Here is a 14,959-nt window from a genome sequence, read left to right as displayed (position 1 = left end):
TGTCCCGGTTCCCCGGCTTTGTGCCCCGGTTTGTTCCCCGGAATCCTATGCGCTGCACAGCACCAAACCGCACCAACGTGACAAGAAAAAAGCCCCTAGGCGCTTGATTTGCCTAGGGGCTTGATTCGTTGTGAAGCATGGTGCTTCACTGATTTGGCGGAGAAGGAGGGATTCGAACCCTCGATACGGAATAACCGTATACCGGATTTCGAGTCCGGCGCATTCGACCACTCTGCCACCTCTCCTGGTTCGGTGCCACCCGTGGTCTACTGGGTGAAGCTGCGCATTCTAGTGGAATTTCCACCCCAAAATCAAGCACCCAGCCGTGAAAAGTTGAGTTTCAAGACTCGTCATTGCGCATCAGCGCCAGCAGCGCTTGGGCATCGGGGATCACAGCGGTCTCCTGACCTTCCAACAGCAAGTCGGCCAGCTCGCGCTTTTGCTGGTGCAGTGCAATGATTTTGTCCTCCAGCGTGCCTTGGTTGACCAGGCGGTACACCGTCACTGGCCGCTGCTGGCCCATGCGGTGAGCCCGCCCCGTGGCTTGATCCTCCGCAGCAGGGTTCCACCAAGGATCTGCAATCACCACATAGTCGGCCACGGTCAGGTTCAGGCCAAAGCCACCGGCTTTCAAACTGATGAGGAAAAAATCACCTTGTCCGGCCTGGAACGCTTCCACACGGCGGGTGCGCTCCGCAGCGGGTGTGCTGCCGTCCAAGTATTGGTAGGGAATGCCGGCTGCGTCCAGCGGCGCTTTGAGCAAGGCCAGAAAGTCCACAAACTGGCTGAACACCAGGGCCTTGTGTCCATTCGCCACCAGCTCGGCCGCCAGCTCCCCAAACGCACGCACTTTGGCCCCTGCCGCACTGAGCTGCGAGTTCACGAGGCGCGGATCGCACGCCGCCCGCCGCAACTTGGTCAGGCCGGCCAGCACATTGAAATGCGCTTGCCCAACCGGGGCCGTGGCCAGGCTGGCTTCGGTGGCGGCCAGTACTTCTCGGCGCAAAGCTTCGTAGTGCGCTTGCTCGATCGCTTCGGGCTCGACTTTGTGAATCAGTTCGGTGCGCGGGGGCAGGTCGGTGAGCACCTGCGACTTGGTTCGTCGCAGAACAAAGGGGGCGATCAACCGGCGCAAACGTCGCTGGGCGCCTCGGTCGCGCTGGCGCTCAATGGGGCCGGCGAAACGCTCGTTGAATTGCTGTGGCGTGCCCAACAAACCCGGGTTGCAGGCCCGCATGATCGACCACAACTCGGCCAGCCGGTTCTCGATCGGCGTGCCCGACAGCGCCAGACGGAAGTCTGCCTGCAACTCGAAAACCGCTTGGCTGCGTTTGGCGGAGGCATTTTTGATGGCCTGCGCTTCGTCCAGCACCAGGGTGGCCCACGACTTGGCCGCGAACACCGTTTGGTCGATTTGCAGCATGGGGTAAGACACCAGCAGCACGCGCCCCGGGCCCAAGGTGCCAACTTGCGCCGCCCGCTCGGGGCCCCCTTCGGCGTAGATGCTCACCCGCAGGGTGGGGGCGAACTTGCGCGCCTCCGACCGCCAGTTGCCTAACAGCGATGTCGGCGCCACCACCAAAGCCGGCCCCTGGGAGGAGCGCGCCAGCAAGACGGCCAGCGCTTGCACGGTTTTGCCCAGGCCCATGTCGTCCGCCAAACAGGCCCCCAGGCCGGCGTGGGCCAGGCGCATGGCCCATTCAAAACCTTCTTCTTGATAAGGGCGCAGGCTGGCTTGAAGGGTGTGCGGCACCACCGGCACCACCGCTTGCGCCGTTTCGAATCGCTCCAGACGCTGCTGGAACCCCGCATCGGTGACGAGCTGGGTGCCCGCTGCGGCTTGTTCCAACCACGGCGCGGCCACTGCCGGCACGCGCAGTGTGGTGCCGCTGCCTTCTTCGCGCTTGCCCACCTCGCCGACGGCGGCCAAATCTTCCAGCCGTTCGCGCAGGTCTTGCGTCAGGGCCAGGTAGCGGCCCTCGCCCATGGGCACAAAACGGCTGTGCTGTTGCGCCAGTTGGAAAAGCTGCTGGAGGCCGAGCACCAGTTGCTCATCGACCTTCAATCGGCCATCCAGTTCGAACCACTCGCTGCTGGTGCGCAGGTTCAAACGCAGTTGAGGGAGTGAAGCGCTGTCCACCCGCAGTGGCCGGCCTTTGGGCCAGTCCATCCCCTGCAAGGCGTTCAACGTGGGCAGGCGCTCCAGCAGGGCCAGGGCGTCTTCGGGCGTGTCCAGCACCCATTCGCAGGGCGCGCCGGGTGACACTGGGGACAGCATCGGGCAGGCATCGAGCACCGTTTCCAGGTTCGCCAGCTCGGCCTCCAAGTGGCGTTGTACGCCCAGGGTTTCGCCGCCCAGCGCGACCACGAGGCGGGTGCGGCCTTGCCCGGGGATCGGACGGGGCCCGGCGGGGTAGTCGGGGCCAAACGGTGCCGCCACCAGACGCAACAGCACGCCGTCCCCCTGGGGTTGCAACTCGGCGCGCAGGCGCACATTGGCCGGCAGTTCCCGGCCCGCTTGCACGGGGGAGGCGTCCGAGTGGATTTGGAAATGGGCCCCCAGTCCGGCCAGAATGGGTTCCAGTTGAGCCAGCCCCTCAGCGGGCAAGGTCAGCCCTTGCATGCCGAGCAGCAACGCCACCCGGCGCTGCGCCACGTTCAGCCGATACAACCGGGCCCGCTGCGGGGTTTTGGGCAGGATGCGCATGCTCTTGAGCGTGTCCAGTTCCCGCTGATGGCTGGCGCTGACCGCCGCCACCCCTTGCAGCGCCGAACCGCCTGTGGGATCAATGTAAGGCACCATGCGCACGCGCACCGCTTGGAGCTCACCGGGCCGGGCCGGTTGGTGGGTGACGTCCAGTTCGGGAATGGCTTCGACGATGTCCACCAAGGTGTCCAACGCTGGGGCGATCACCACGCGGGGGTGTCCCACCAGGGCCGGCAGGGCTTCGCTCAGGTCGAGCCTGAAAATACGGGTGTTGGTGTCTTGGCGCAGCGTGGCGACGATTTTGGCGTCGTCGGCATCCAGAGGGGCGGGATTGCGGTGAAAACGACTCAGGGCCACCCCCTTGGGGCGGCTCCAACCGCGTGCGCTGCGCCGCTGCTCATAGGGCGCGAGCTCCCGAACGCTGCCATCAGAGGCCAGGTCCAAGCCCCAGAGCAGACGGGTATCGGGATCGGTGGCCGTCGGCTTGGTGCGGGTTTGATCGTCCCCGCCGATCAGGGCCTGCAAAGCCTCCAGCGTGCTTTGCCAGCTCGTTTGCACCGATTGGATGAAAAAGTCGGGCGGCAAGGCCTGAACTTCCAGGGCGGCGCGGGCGCTTTCTAACCACCGGGCAGGTGCATGCAGGCCGGCTTCGGTGAGCCGCTCGTGCAGCACGGCGTAGGCGTCCAGGTCGCGTGCGCTCAGGGGGGTGGGTTCGGTGCCTGTTTTCAGCCAAGCGCGCATCAGCCAGCGCCACAAATCCAGCGAGGACAGCCAACTTGGCGAACGCATGCTGTTGGGCCAGAACATGCGGTCGTTGGCTGGGGCGTCCCCTTGGCGCACTTGGATGGCCAGAGCCATCACGCCTTCGGCGATGTCGGCCACGGGCTCGCGCTTGCCACCTTCATTGAGACAGAACTTGAGCGCCCGAGCCTGGCGTTCCGCACCGCCCAGGCGCAGCAGGGTCATGACGTACAGCGTGGCCCCCCAAGTGCTGCCCAGCCCGTGTTTGGCGCGGGCGTTGTGGGCGGCTCGATGGGCTTTGAGCGCTTCTTCGAAACGGGTTTCGGCGTTCGTCCAACGACCGGCCTGGGCGTCCTGCATGGCGCGGGTGGCCTGGGCGATCACGGCCAAGTCGAGTGTGTCCAGCCCCATCGTGGCGGCCTGCTCGGGGTCGGGCAGGGGCGCGAGGACACTCTCTAAGCCATCGGACACACCACTCAACACTTGGCACAAGCCCCAAGCGAGGCGCAACCGCCAGCTGTCGGGGCCCGTTTCGGCTTCGAGGAATTCCGTCACCACCGGTGCCAGCGCAAAGGGGGGCGGCTGCAATGCCGTGATTTGGGCCGATACCAAACTGGTCAACAAACTGCTTTGCACACTGACGTCGAGCATGGGCAGCAGATCGACGTCGATGATGTCCCCCACCGCCGAGGCCAGCATTTCGCTGGTGCTCATCGAGAAGGCAAAGCGCTGGGTCAGGCCGAGCAACGTGGCTTCGTCGCTGCCGGCCAGGGCTTCCAGCCGCGCCAGGGCGATCGCGGCGGTCGGTGAGTACAGCATGCCTTGGCCGTGGCGGTTGGCGTAGCCATCGGCTTCGGCCAACCACTGGCGCCAGTGTTGCACCGAGGCCCGCACAAACATCATGGGGTACACGACGGCCACAGCGGACGGGCGCAAGCGCCACAGCTCGGCGGTGTTGTAGCGCGAGGCCTCCAGCTCAACCCAGCCCGATTTTTGCAAGGCAAGCAGCGCGATGCGTACATCGTCCGGCGGGTAACGCTGGGGCAGTTGCAGCACGTCGGCCCGGGCCTGGGTGTTGAGTTGCTGGGCCACCCAGGTACGGGGCCGAAACCCGGCGCCCAGTGCCAGCACCAGGGTCACGGCGCGGTGCAGCACCGGCAACGCCATCCATGCGGAGAGATCGAATGTCGGGGGAGGCGTGGGGCTGGCAGTGGGGGGGTCATGGGGATGCCTCAGGCGCGCAGCTCGGTGAGCCCGCCCAGGTAGGGTTGCAGGGCGGCGGGAATGGCGATGGAACCATCGGCACGCTGGTGGTTTTCCAACAGCGCCACCAAGGTGCGGCCCACGGCCAGGCCGGAACCGTTCAGGGTGTGCAACAGCTCGGTTTTGCCTTGGGCGTTCTTGAAACGTGCTTGCATCCGGCGGGCTTGGAAACTCTCGCAGTTGGAGCAGGAGCTGATCTCGCGGTAGGTGTTTTGCGCCGGCACCCACACTTCCAGGTCGTAGGTTTTGGTCGAACCAAAACCCATGTCGCCGGTACACAGCAGCATCACGCGGTAGGGCAGTTCCAGCGCTTGCAGGATGGCTTCGGCATGCCCCGTCATTTCTTCCAGCGCTTCGTAGCTCTTTTCTGGCTGGACGATTTGCACCATTTCCACCTTGTCAAACTGGTGCTGGCGGATCAGGCCGCGTGTGTCGCGCCCAGCAGAGCCCGCTTCGGAGCGGAAGCACGGGCTGTGGGCGGTGAGTTTGATCGGCAGATCGGCCAGGGCCTGAATGGTGTCCGCCACGGTGTTGGTGAGCGGGACTTCGGCGGTGGGGATCATGTACCACTTGTTGCCGGCTTCGTCCGCGTCGCCGGAAGTGACGTGGAAGAGATCTTGCGCGAACTTGGGCAACTGGCCGGTGCCTTGCATCGTCTTGCCTTGGACGATGTAGGGCGTATAAGCCTCGGTGTAACCGTGGCGGGTGGTGTGCATGTCCAGCATGAACTGGGAGAGGGCGCGGTGCAGGCGTGCCACTTGCCCTTTCATGAAGGTGAAACGTGCGCCGGCGAGTTTGGTGCCGATTTCAAAATCCAGCCCCAGCGGTGCGCCCAGATCGACGTGGTCTTTCACCGCGAAATCAAAGGCCGCCGGCGTGCCCCAGCGGCGCACCTCAACGTTGCCGTGCTCGTCGGCGCCTTGCGGAACGGTCTCATGCGGCAGGTTGGGCACGCCCAGCAGCAGGGCGGACATCTCGCCTTGCAGCGCGTCCAGCCGCTCGGCGCTGGCTTTGAGCATATTATTTATGCCCACAACTTCTTGCATTAATGCTTCAGTAGTGTTTTGTGAATTGGCGGTGACATAGTTATTTGTTGCTATAAAGTTATTTAACTTTTCTGTATTTTGAGGGGTGTTGAATTCTGGTTTGCTTGCAACAATATTTAATTTACTGATTGTTTTTGCGCGTGCTTTCTCTGCCGCTATTTTTTTGGACAAGCTGTTGCGCTTGGCCTGCAATTCCTCGGTGCGCACTTGCAGGGATTTGCGTTCGGCTTCCAGCGCCGAGAAGCGCGCCACGTCCAAATACGGCTGGGGCGACTTGCGGGATTCCAAGCGGGTGATGACGGCGTTCAAATCGCGCCGCAGCAGGCTGATGTCGAGCATGGAAAAACCTCGTGTGTAAAAAGAGGGAGAAGCCGGTTCAGAAACCTGCTTCGGCCATGGATTTGTCGCCCAAACCTTTGGGCAGCGGAAACTCAATGGTTTCCTCCACTCCCGGCAGGCTGCGCACCGACACCGACCCCAGCGCCTTCAAGCGGGCGATGACGGCTTGCACCAGCACATCCGGTGCCGAAGCGCCGGCTGTCAGCCCGACACGTGGCCGACCATCCAGCCATTCGGGTTGCAGATCGGTGGCCGAGTCCACCATGTAGGCGGGCGTGCCCAAGCGGGCAGCGAGTTCGCGCAAGCGGTTGCTGTTCGAGCTGGTCGGGCTGCCGACCACGATCACCACATCCACCTTCGGCGCCAGCACCTTGACGGCATCTTGGCGGTTTTGCGTGGCGTAGCAAATGTCTTGTTTCTTGGGCTCGCGCACCAGCGGGAAGCGGGCTTTGACGGCGGCGAGAATGTCGGCGGCGTCGTCCACGCTCAGGGTGGTTTGGGTCACCACGGCGAGTTTGTCCGGGCGGGTGACGGGCGCATGGGCCACGTCCGCTGCGTCTTCCACCAGAAAAATGCCGTCGGAAAGCTGGCCCATCGTGCCTTCGACTTCCGGGTGCCCTTTGTGGCCGATCATGAGAAATTCGTAGCCCTCGCGTGCCAGCTTGGCCACTTCCACATGCACTTTGGACACCAGCGGGCAAGTGGCGTCGAACACCTGGAAGCCGCGCACGGCGGCCTCGTGTTCCACCGCTTTGGGCACGCCGTGGGCCGAAAACACCAGCGTCGCGCCGGGCGGCACTTCGGCCAAGTCTTCGATGAAGATGGCGCCTTTTTGCTTCAGATCGTTCACCACATAGGTGTTATGAACGATCTCGTGGCGCACATAGATGGGCGCGCCAAACTTGCGCAGCGCCCGCTCCACGATTTCAATCGCCCGATCCACCCCCGCGCAAAAACCACGCGGCGAGGCCATGAGGATTTCACCCGGCTGGGCGCGTTCGGCTTCGGTCATCACAGCACCCCGATGATCTGGACTTCAAACGTTACCGCTTGGCCGGCCAGCGGGTGGTTGAAGTCGAACTCCAACCAGCCCTCACCCACCGCCCGCACGACACCGGCGAAACGCCCGGTGTTGTCCGGCGTCGGGAATTCGACCACGTCGCCGATGTGGTACTCCGCTTGCGGGTCGCCCATGTCGTCCAGCACTTGGCGGGCGAGGCGCTGCACCATGTCCGGGTTGCGCGGCCCGAAGGCTTCGCCGGGTTCCAGCGTGAATTGGGTGCGGGTGCCTTCTTCCAACCCGATCAGGCGGGCCTCAATGGCTGGCGTCAGTTGGCCGGCGCCCAGGGTGAGCGTGGCGGGGTTGTCTTCGAAAGTGGTGACGACGTCCGCCCCATCCGGGCCGACGAGCCGGTAGTGCAAAGTGAGGAAGGAGCCCGGCTGGATGGTGTTCACGGTGAAGCGGGCGCACGCGGCGCCAAGGAGCCAAGAAGAGCCGCTGATTTTAGGCGGCCCCCCTTGCAAACGGCCTTCACCAGCTCAGCGGCTGTGCCCAGCCGGCATAGGGTTTGGGCAGGGGCAGGGCGTAGTCCCCCACGGCGCTGGTGGTGAGCTTCAGGCCCACCAGCGCTTCGGCCAGCTTGACGGCGGCTGAAACGCCATCGATCACCGGCACCCCCAGGCGCACTTGCAGCGCGGCACACAGCCCCGCCATGCCGGCGCAACCCAGCACGATGGCACCGCTGCGATCCTGCGCCAGCGCTGCCCGTGCGGCGGCTTCAATCTGTGGCAGGCACAGCGGCTGGCCTTGGGCGTCGCAGTGTTCCAGTGCCAACACGGGAATGTCCGTGCCGTGGACGCCCCGACAGCGGCGCTCAAACCCATATTTGTGCAGCAAGTGCTCGGCGATGACACAGGTGCGGGTCATCGTCGTCACCACCGAAAACCCGGTGCTGACGAAACTGGCGGCGTGGAACGCCGCTTCCGCGATGCCCAGCACGGGGGCGCGTGTGGCTTCGCGGGCGGCATCCAAGCCGGGATCACCGAAGCAGGCGATCAGCACCGCATCGTGCGCTGGCGCGTGGCGCATCTGTTCAGCCACACCGGCGGCGGCGATGGTTTCATCAAAAAACCCCTCGATCGATGCCGGGCCAAAGCTGGGTTGACAGGCCGTGATGCAGGTGCCCGGTGCGGCGGCAGCGCGGGCGGCGGTGGCCAGGGCATCTGTCATGCGCTGGGTGGTGTTGGGGTTGATCAACAGCAGGTTCATCGTGGTCGGTCGTGGTGCGTTTTGTATGCAAAGTGACGCTCGGGTGAGCGCTGTTGGTGCGTGGGTCACCGGTGAGGTGCGGCCTATTGAACCGCGTCACCTGGGGTGAATCGCGGGGGTTCTGGTGCAAGAGCTGGGCCGTCGATGTGGCACAGCGATTGCATACAAAAATCCGCATGAGCACACGCACCGATTTGGCGCTGAACCAACTCAGCAAGTTCTACGGGGACACCCTGGCGGTGAACCGCATCGATCTGACCGTCGCCGCTGGCAGTTACTGTTGTTTGCTGGGGCCGTCGGGCTGCGGCAAAACCTCGACGCTGCGCATGATTGCCGGCCACGAGCTGCCCAGCAGCGGCCACATCGTGCTGGGCGGGCGGGACATCACCGAGCTGACCCCCGCCGAGCGCGGCACGGCGATGATGTTCCAGAGTTACGCGCTGTTTCCGCACCTCACCGTGCTGCAAAACGTCGCTTTCAGTGCGCAGATGAAGGGGGTTTCCAAAATCGAGCGCGAAAAACGCGCCATGGAGCTGCTGGCGCTGGTGGCCATGCAGCCGTTGGCGCAACGCCTGCCGGCTGCGCTTTCTGGCGGCCAGCAGCAGCGCGTGGCGCTGGCGCGGGCGCTGATGATGCAGCCCCAAGTGCTGTTGCTGGATGAGCCGTTGTCCGCGCTCGATCCTTTTTTGCGCATCAAGATGCGCGCCGAGCTGCAACGCTGGCACCGCGAGTTGGGCATGACGTTTGTTCACGTCACACACTCGCAGGAAGAAGCCATGGCGCTGGCCGACTTGGTGGTGGTGATGAACCATGGCCACATCGAGCAGGCCGGCCCGGCGCGGGAGGTGTTCGAGCGCCCGCGCACCGAGTTTGTGGCGCGGTTCATCGGCTCGCACAACGTGTTTGACACGCCGTCCGGCAAAGTGGCGGTGCGCAGCGACAAGCTGCAACTGGCCACCCCCAGCGCCAGCGGCCTGCCCGCCTTGGTGCGCGCTGTGGAATACCAAGGCCAGCAAGTGCAGATTCACCTCATCCCGCCCAGCGCCGCCAGCGCAGGCGATGACGCCGACGACGAGGCGCCGCTGGCCGCTTGGATCGCCGCTGTGCCCGATCACCAGTTTGACCGCCAGCCGCTGACCCCCGGTCAGGCTTTGAGCCTGCAATGGGCTGAGGCCGACGCCCACCGTCTGGCAGCCTAAAGGCCCGCGTGGCCGCACGGCTTTTTCCGTCTTCCCCCGACCCTCGACTCTTTCTTGCAGGAGTTCCCTGATGAGTGCGTTCGATTTGACCCCCGACACCCCCGCCGCAGCCAACCGCCGTGGTTTTTTGAAAACCGCTGCCGGTGCGGGCGTGGCGGCCACGGGCATCACGGGTTTTCCGTTCGTGCATGCGAGCGAAAAACTCACGCTGCGTTACCTGGGCACGGCGGTGAACCAGGACAAGAAAATCGCCGAAAAATTCGAGGCGGACACGGGCATCAAAATCCAATACATCCCCGTCACCACCGATGACGTGACCAAACGCGCCGTCACCGCGCCCAACTCCTTCGATCTGATCGACACCGAATACTTCAGCCTGAAAAAAATCATCCCCACCGGCAACCTGCAAGGGATGGATGTCAAGCGCATCAAGAACGCGGACAAGATCACCTCGCTGTTCACCAAGGGCGAAGTCGCCGGCAAGAAGGTGGGCGATCAAGGCACCGCCCCCAAAAAGGTGATGTACCTGGAAAAGCCGGACAGCAAAACCTTCAGCGCCCAGCCCACCCAGTTCATGACGCTGATTCCCACCGTCTACAACGCCGACACGCTGGGCATCCGCCCCGATTTGATCAAGCGCCCGATCAGCTCGTGGGCCGAGCTGCTGAATCCGGAGTTCAAGGGCAAGGCGGCGATTTTGAACATTCCGTCCATTGGCATCATGGACGCGGCGATGGTGGTCGAGGCCCTGGGCAAGTACAAGTACCCGGACAAGGGCAACATGACCAAGAAGGAAATCGACCTCACCATCGCCACGTTGATCGAAGCCAAGAAGGCCGGCCAGTTCCGCGCCTTGTGGAAGGACTTCAACGAAAGCGTGAACCTCATGGCCTCGGGTGAAGTGGTGATCCAGTCGATGTGGTCACCGGCTGTCACGGCGGTGCGCACCAAGGGGCTGGCTTGCACCTTCCAGCCGCTGAAAGAGGGTTATCGCGCCTGGGCGGCGGGTTTTGGGGTGCCCAAGTCGCTCAAAGGCAAACAACTCGATGCGGCCTACGAGTTCATCAACTGGTTCCTGGATGGCTGGGCCGGTGCCTATCTGAATCGCCAGGGCTACTACAGCGCCGTTTTGGACACCGCCAAGGCCAAGATGGAAGCCTACGAGTGGGCCTACTGGATGGAAGGCAAACCGGCAGCGCAAGACATCAAGAGCCCCAACGGGGACGTTCTGGCCAAAAAGGGCGAAGTGCGCGACGGCGGCAGTTACGAGCAGCGCATGGGCGGCATCGCTTGCTGGAACGCCATCATGGATGAGAACGCCTACATGGTGCAAAAGTGGAACGAGTTCGTTGCTGCGTAAGTTGAAGGGTTCAGAGCGATGAAACCGACTGCGCGCACCGCCGCTCTCGCTTGGCTGCAAGCCGCGCCCTTGGCGGCGGTGTTCGCGGTCTTCTTTTTGATTCCGCTGGGGCTGATCGGCATGGTCAGTTTCTGGCAGGCCACGGACTATGAACTGATCCCGGCCTTCAGCGCCGAGAACTACCTCAGCATCTTTCAAGGCTGTGGCGACAGCCTCGTCACCGCCGGGCAAGACACCTGCGTGACCCTCAAAACCTACGCCTCCACCCTGAAGTTCAGCCTCATCACCTGGGCGGTGACGGCGGTGCTGGGGTTTGCCATCGCCTGGTTTTTGGCCTTCCATGTCAAAACCCAAGGCATGCAGACGCTGCTGTTCATCGTCTGCACCGTGCCGTTTTGGACGAGCAACGTCATCCGCATGATTTCCTGGGTGCCGCTGCTGGGCCGCAACGGCCTGGTGAACCAGACGCTGCTCGGCCTGGGGCTGGTGCAGGAGCCGGTGGAGTGGTTGCTGTTTTCGGAGTTCTCGGTGGTGCTGGCGTTCGTTCACCTCTACACCATGTTCATGATCGTGCCCATCTTCAACGCCATGATGCGCATCGACCGCAGCCTGCTGGAAGCTGCACGCGACTGTGGTGCAAGTCCCTGGCAGACGCTGTGGCACGTCGTGCTGCCGCTCACGCGCACGGGGCTCATCATTGGGTCGATTTTCGTGCTGGCGCTGGTGATGGGGGACTTTGTCACCGTCGGCGTGATGGGCGGGCAGCAGATCGCCTCGGTGGGCAAGGTGATTCAGGTGCAGACGAGTTACCTGCAATTCCCGCTGGCGGCGGCCAATGCGGTCATCCTGCTGGCGGTGGTGCTGATGATGATTGTGGCGCTGATGCGCTTGGTGAACCTGCGCAAGGAGCTGTGATGAGCCTGCTGGCCACTTCCCCCGTCTTGCGCCGCGAGCGCCGCCCCTTGAGTTTCTGGTTGCTGGGTGCTGTGTTCGCCGCTTTCGTGCTGTTCCTTTACGGCCCGATGTTCGCCATCTTTGTGCTGAGTTTCCAAGGCCCCGAAGGCGGCCTGACCTTTCCGATGCGCGGCTGGAGCTTGCATTGGTTTGCCCAGCTCTGGGAGGGGATTGGCGTCATCGACATCGGTGCCGCGCTGCGCCGCTCGCTGCTGCTGGGCACGGTGGTGATGGGGCTCACGGTGCTGTTCTCGCTGCTGGCGGGCTTGGCTTACCGCAAGAAACTCCCCGGCGGCACGCTGCTGTTTTACGTGGTGGTGGCCAGCCTCATCATGCCCAGCATCATCGTTTCGCTGGGCGTGGGGCTGATGTTCCGCCTGCTGGATGGCGGCGTGAAACTCTGGCTCGAAGCCCACTGGCCCGAGGCGCTGGACACCTTCACCACCACGCTGGGCATGTTCAGCTCCGGGTTGGGGGCACAGCTCACCTGGACGCTGCCGTTTGGTCTCTTGATCATGTTCGCCGTCTTCAACCGTTTCAACCCCGCTTACGAGGAGGCCGCCCGCGATCTGGGTGCCACGCGCTGGCAGACACTGCGCCACGTGGTGTTGCCGCTCATTGGCCCGAGTTTGGTGGGCATCGGCATGTTCGGTTTCACCCTGAGTTGGGACGAAATTGCCCGCAGCTCGCAGGTGATGGGCGACGTCAACACCCTGCCGCTGGAATTGCAGGGGCTCACCACCACCGTCACCACCCCGGTGATCTACGCGCTGGGCACGGTGACCACGCTGGTGTCCTTCGCCGTGATGGGGCTGACGATGGTGCTCATGGCGGTGTGGCGCCGGCGGCAGGGTCGGCGTTAAGCTTCGCCCCCCATGCTTGCCCGTCACCCGCCTGTTGTCCCGCCCGCCCCTGCCGACACCGCCACCCAGCGTGTGTACGACGGTATTTATGGCGCCATCGTCGAACACCGGTTGCCGCCCGGCACGCGGCTGCGTGAGCAGGAGCTGGCCGAAGGGTTTGGGGTCTCGCGCACCGTGGTACGCCAGGCGCTGCAACGCTTGGCCGCCGATCAGGTGATCGCGCTGGAACACAACAAAGGCGCCACCGTTCCCCAGCCCGACCGAGCCCAGGCCGCACAAGTGTTCGAAGCGCGGCAGGTGATCGAAGGAGACATCGCCCGACGTTTGGCCGGCCAGCTCAGTGCCGCACAGGTGGCGTCACTGCGCGCCCTGGTGGCGGCTGAACAAGCCGCCCAGGCCCGTGCCGACAAGGCGGCTGCCGTGCGGCTGTCGGGCCAGTTTCATCGGGAGTTGGCGGTTTTGGCGGGCAACCCGCTGTTCGTGCGCTGGATCGATGAGCTGTTGCCGCTGACCTCGTTGCTGATCTTGCAGTACCAGCGCGGTGGGCATCCCGGTTGCGTCACCCACCGCCACGATGAGCTGATCGAAGCGTTGGCCAGTGGCTCACCCGCCCGGGCGGCAGCGGAGATGCGCAAGCATTTGCAGGAACTGGCGCGTTCGCTGCGTGAAGGCCCGGCGCGTCCGGTCGCGCCGTTGCGTGATGTGTTTGCGGCCTATCGGGAGCCCACGCATCCCATCCCGTGAGGAATGGGCGTCGGCACAAGCCAGCGGGAGTTGTTACACCCTCTCCCTATGTCGATTAAAGCCCTTCCTGCGGCGCTGAGGCCGCGTGAAAAACTCCTCAGCCATGGCCCCGCCGCCTTGGCTGACACCGAATTGCTGGCGCTGTTGCTGCGCACCGGCCTGCGCGGGCGCAGCGTGTTGGAACTGGCCGGGGATGTGCTCACGCACTGCCAGGGTTTCGGCGGGTTGATGCAGGCCCAGCCGCAGCAGCTCGGCCAGGTGCGGGGGTTGGGGCCGGCGCGCTGTGCGGAGCTGATTGCCGTCATGGAAGTGGCGCGGCGGGCGCTGGCGCAGCAACTGCGTTCCGCGCCAGTGTTTGACAGCCCGAACCGCGTCAAAGACTACGTGGCGCTGCACCTGGGCCGGCTGGAACGCGAGATTTTCGCGGTGCTGTACCTGGATGCGCAGCATCGGCTCATCGACATGCACAAACTCTTTCTGGGCACCCTGACACAAACCAGCGTCTACCCGCGTGAAGTGGTGCGCCAAGCCATGACGCTGAATGCCGCAGCGGTGATCCTGGTTCACAACCACCCTTCCGGTGTGGCCGAGCCCAGTCGAGCGGATGAAACGCTGACCCAGTCGCTCAAAACCTCGCTGCAACTGGTGGATGTGCGCGTCCTAGACCACTTGGTGGTGGGCACCGGCCAGGTGGTCAGTTTTGCCGAACGAGGATTGATCTGAGGGTAAGCTCGCACTTTCCCTGTTCTGAGGATGAGCTCCATGTTCACTGGCATCGTGCAAGGTGTGGCTGACATCGTCGCGTTGGCGGATCGGCCAGGGCTGCGCACCTTCCGCCTGCGTTTTCCGGCTGGTTTCGCCGAGGGGCTGGCCATTGGCGCCAGCGTGGCGTGTGATGGCGTGTGCCTGACCGTCACCGCCCTGCACGGCGACGACGAAGCTGACTTCGATGTCATGCAACAAAGTCTGAACCTGACGACGCTGGGTCGCTTCGCAGTGGGCGATCGGCTCAACGTCGAACGTGCGGCGCGGGATGGGGCGGAGATCGGGGGGCATCCGCTGTCCGGCCATGTGGATTTCACGGCGACATTGGCCTGCGTGCGCCAACCCGAGAACAACCACGTCATGCGCATTCACGTGCCCGAACCGTGGATGCGCTACGTGTTCGCCAAGGGCTATATCGCCATCAATGGCGCCAGCCTGACGGTGGCGGAAGCGGATCGGCGCGAAGGTTGGTTCGAGGTCTGGCTGATTCCCGAAACCCTGCGTCAAACCACGTTTGGCGCCAAACAGCCAGGTGATGCACTGAACGTCGAAATCGAGCGCTCCACCCAGGTGTTTGTGGACACCGTGCGCGATGCGTTAGAAGAACGCCTCGGCCCGCTGCTGCCGGCGTTGGAGGCGCTGCTGCGCCAACAAGGGCTGTCCACCGAAGCCCTCAGCGGTGGTTTACCGCCACTGCCGCGCACCTGAG

12 protein-coding genes, 1 tRNA gene and 1 pseudogene are annotated in these 14,959 nt (G+C 63.9%); 7 read left to right on the top strand and 7 right to left on the bottom strand.

What is annotated here, in order from left to right; all coding sequences use genetic code 11:
- Window positions 1–154: 154 nt before the first annotated feature.
- From VITFI_RS02730 to VITFI_RS02705, 7 genes and pseudogenes are all read right to left on the bottom strand, one after another.
- Window positions 155–245, bottom strand: a tRNA-Ser gene (locus tag VITFI_RS02730).
- Window positions 246–340: 95 nt separating this feature from the next.
- A complete protein-coding gene (locus tag VITFI_RS02725) occupies window positions 341–4,615 on the bottom strand; it encodes a DEAD/DEAH box helicase (protein WP_089415708.1) in 4,275 nt (1,424 codons plus the stop codon).
- Between the two features lie 65 nt (window positions 4,616–4,680).
- Complete coding sequence (gene serS, locus VITFI_RS02720; protein ID WP_269768750.1) at window positions 4,681–5,928, bottom strand: serine--tRNA ligase; 1,248 nt, start codon at window positions 5,926–5,928, stop codon at window positions 4,681–4,683.
- 6 nt (window positions 5,929–5,934) lie between these two features.
- Window positions 5,935–6,096: pseudogene (locus VITFI_RS18125) on the bottom strand (serine--tRNA ligase); the annotation flags it as partial.
- A gap of 37 nt (window positions 6,097–6,133) precedes the next feature.
- Window positions 6,134–7,108 carry a 4-hydroxy-3-methylbut-2-enyl diphosphate reductase gene (gene ispH, locus VITFI_RS02715; RefSeq protein ID WP_089415706.1) on the bottom strand — a complete coding sequence of 325 codons (975 nt, stop codon included), beginning with the start codon at window positions 7,106–7,108 and terminating at the stop codon, window positions 6,134–6,136.
- Window positions 7,108–7,551, bottom strand: coding sequence for an FKBP-type peptidyl-prolyl cis-trans isomerase (locus tag VITFI_RS02710; protein ID WP_089417939.1), 444 nt, complete (start codon window positions 7,549–7,551; stop codon window positions 7,108–7,110). Before VITFI_RS02710 ends, ispH begins: the two co-directional genes overlap by 1 nt.
- A gap of 76 nt (window positions 7,552–7,627) precedes the next feature.
- Complete coding sequence (locus tag VITFI_RS02705) at window positions 7,628–8,365, bottom strand: aspartate/glutamate racemase family protein (protein WP_089415705.1); 738 nt, start codon at window positions 8,363–8,365, stop codon at window positions 7,628–7,630.
- A 176-nt stretch (window positions 8,366–8,541) separates the two neighbouring features.
- On the opposite strand from VITFI_RS02705, the gene VITFI_RS02700 reads away from it, so the two are divergent.
- The 7 genes from VITFI_RS02700 (at window position 8,542) to VITFI_RS02670 (ending at window position 14,958) form a co-directional block, all read left to right on the top strand.
- Window positions 8,542–9,564 carry an ABC transporter ATP-binding protein gene (locus VITFI_RS02700; RefSeq protein ID WP_089415704.1) on the top strand — a complete coding sequence of 341 codons (1,023 nt, stop codon included), beginning with the start codon at window positions 8,542–8,544 and terminating at the stop codon, window positions 9,562–9,564.
- A gap of 70 nt (window positions 9,565–9,634) precedes the next feature.
- Window positions 9,635–10,924, top strand: a complete 1,290-nt coding sequence (locus tag VITFI_RS02695) for an ABC transporter substrate-binding protein (RefSeq protein WP_089415703.1) — start codon at window positions 9,635–9,637, stop codon at window positions 10,922–10,924.
- An 18-nt stretch (window positions 10,925–10,942) separates the two neighbouring features.
- Complete coding sequence (locus tag VITFI_RS02690) at window positions 10,943–11,839, top strand: ABC transporter permease (protein ID WP_089415702.1); 897 nt, start codon at window positions 10,943–10,945, stop codon at window positions 11,837–11,839.
- Window positions 11,839–12,741: an ABC transporter permease gene (locus VITFI_RS02685; RefSeq protein ID WP_089415701.1), complete on the top strand. Its 903-nt coding sequence runs from the start codon at window positions 11,839–11,841 to the stop codon at window positions 12,739–12,741. Before VITFI_RS02690 ends, VITFI_RS02685 begins: the two co-directional genes overlap by 1 nt.
- 12 nt (window positions 12,742–12,753) lie before the next feature.
- Window positions 12,754–13,485, top strand: coding sequence for a GntR family transcriptional regulator (locus VITFI_RS02680; RefSeq protein WP_089415700.1), 732 nt, complete (start codon window positions 12,754–12,756; stop codon window positions 13,483–13,485).
- Between the two features lie 48 nt (window positions 13,486–13,533).
- Window positions 13,534–14,208: a RadC family protein gene (gene radC, locus VITFI_RS02675; protein ID WP_089415699.1), complete on the top strand. Its 675-nt coding sequence runs from the start codon at window positions 13,534–13,536 to the stop codon at window positions 14,206–14,208.
- A gap of 39 nt (window positions 14,209–14,247) precedes the next feature.
- A complete protein-coding gene (locus VITFI_RS02670; protein ID WP_089415698.1) occupies window positions 14,248–14,958 on the top strand; it encodes a riboflavin synthase subunit alpha in 711 nt (236 codons plus the stop codon).
- Window position 14,959 lies beyond the last annotated feature (1 nt).

This window comes from Vitreoscilla filiformis (assembly GCF_002222655.1).
GTDB lineage: Bacteria > Pseudomonadota > Gammaproteobacteria > Burkholderiales > Burkholderiaceae_C > Ideonella > Ideonella filiformis.
Note: the sequence above shows the minus strand (reverse complement) of the source record. Positions and strands in the feature narration are given on the sequence as shown.

Coding starts and splice junctions, on each gene's coding strand:
- VITFI_RS02680 (WP_089415700.1), top strand. CDS start 12,754: ATGCTTGCCCGTCACCCGCCTGTTGTCCCGCCCGCCCCTGCCGACACC.
- VITFI_RS02705 (WP_089415705.1), bottom strand. CDS start 8,365: ATGAACCTGCTGTTGATCAACCCCAACACCACCCAGCGCATGACAGAT.
- VITFI_RS02670 (WP_089415698.1), top strand. CDS start 14,248: ATGTTCACTGGCATCGTGCAAGGTGTGGCTGACATCGTCGCGTTGGCG.
- VITFI_RS02695 (WP_089415703.1), top strand. CDS start 9,635: ATGAGTGCGTTCGATTTGACCCCCGACACCCCCGCCGCAGCCAACCGC.
- VITFI_RS02690 (WP_089415702.1), top strand. CDS start 10,943: ATGAAACCGACTGCGCGCACCGCCGCTCTCGCTTGGCTGCAAGCCGCG.
- VITFI_RS02700 (WP_089415704.1), top strand. CDS start 8,542: ATGAGCACACGCACCGATTTGGCGCTGAACCAACTCAGCAAGTTCTAC.
- VITFI_RS02725 (WP_089415708.1), bottom strand. CDS start 4,615: ATGGCGTTGCCGGTGCTGCACCGCGCCGTGACCCTGGTGCTGGCACTG.
- VITFI_RS02685 (WP_089415701.1), top strand. CDS start 11,839: ATGAGCCTGCTGGCCACTTCCCCCGTCTTGCGCCGCGAGCGCCGCCCC.
- ispH (WP_089415706.1), bottom strand. CDS start 7,108: ATGACCGAAGCCGAACGCGCCCAGCCGGGTGAAATCCTCATGGCCTCG.
- radC (WP_089415699.1), top strand. CDS start 13,534: ATGTCGATTAAAGCCCTTCCTGCGGCGCTGAGGCCGCGTGAAAAACTC.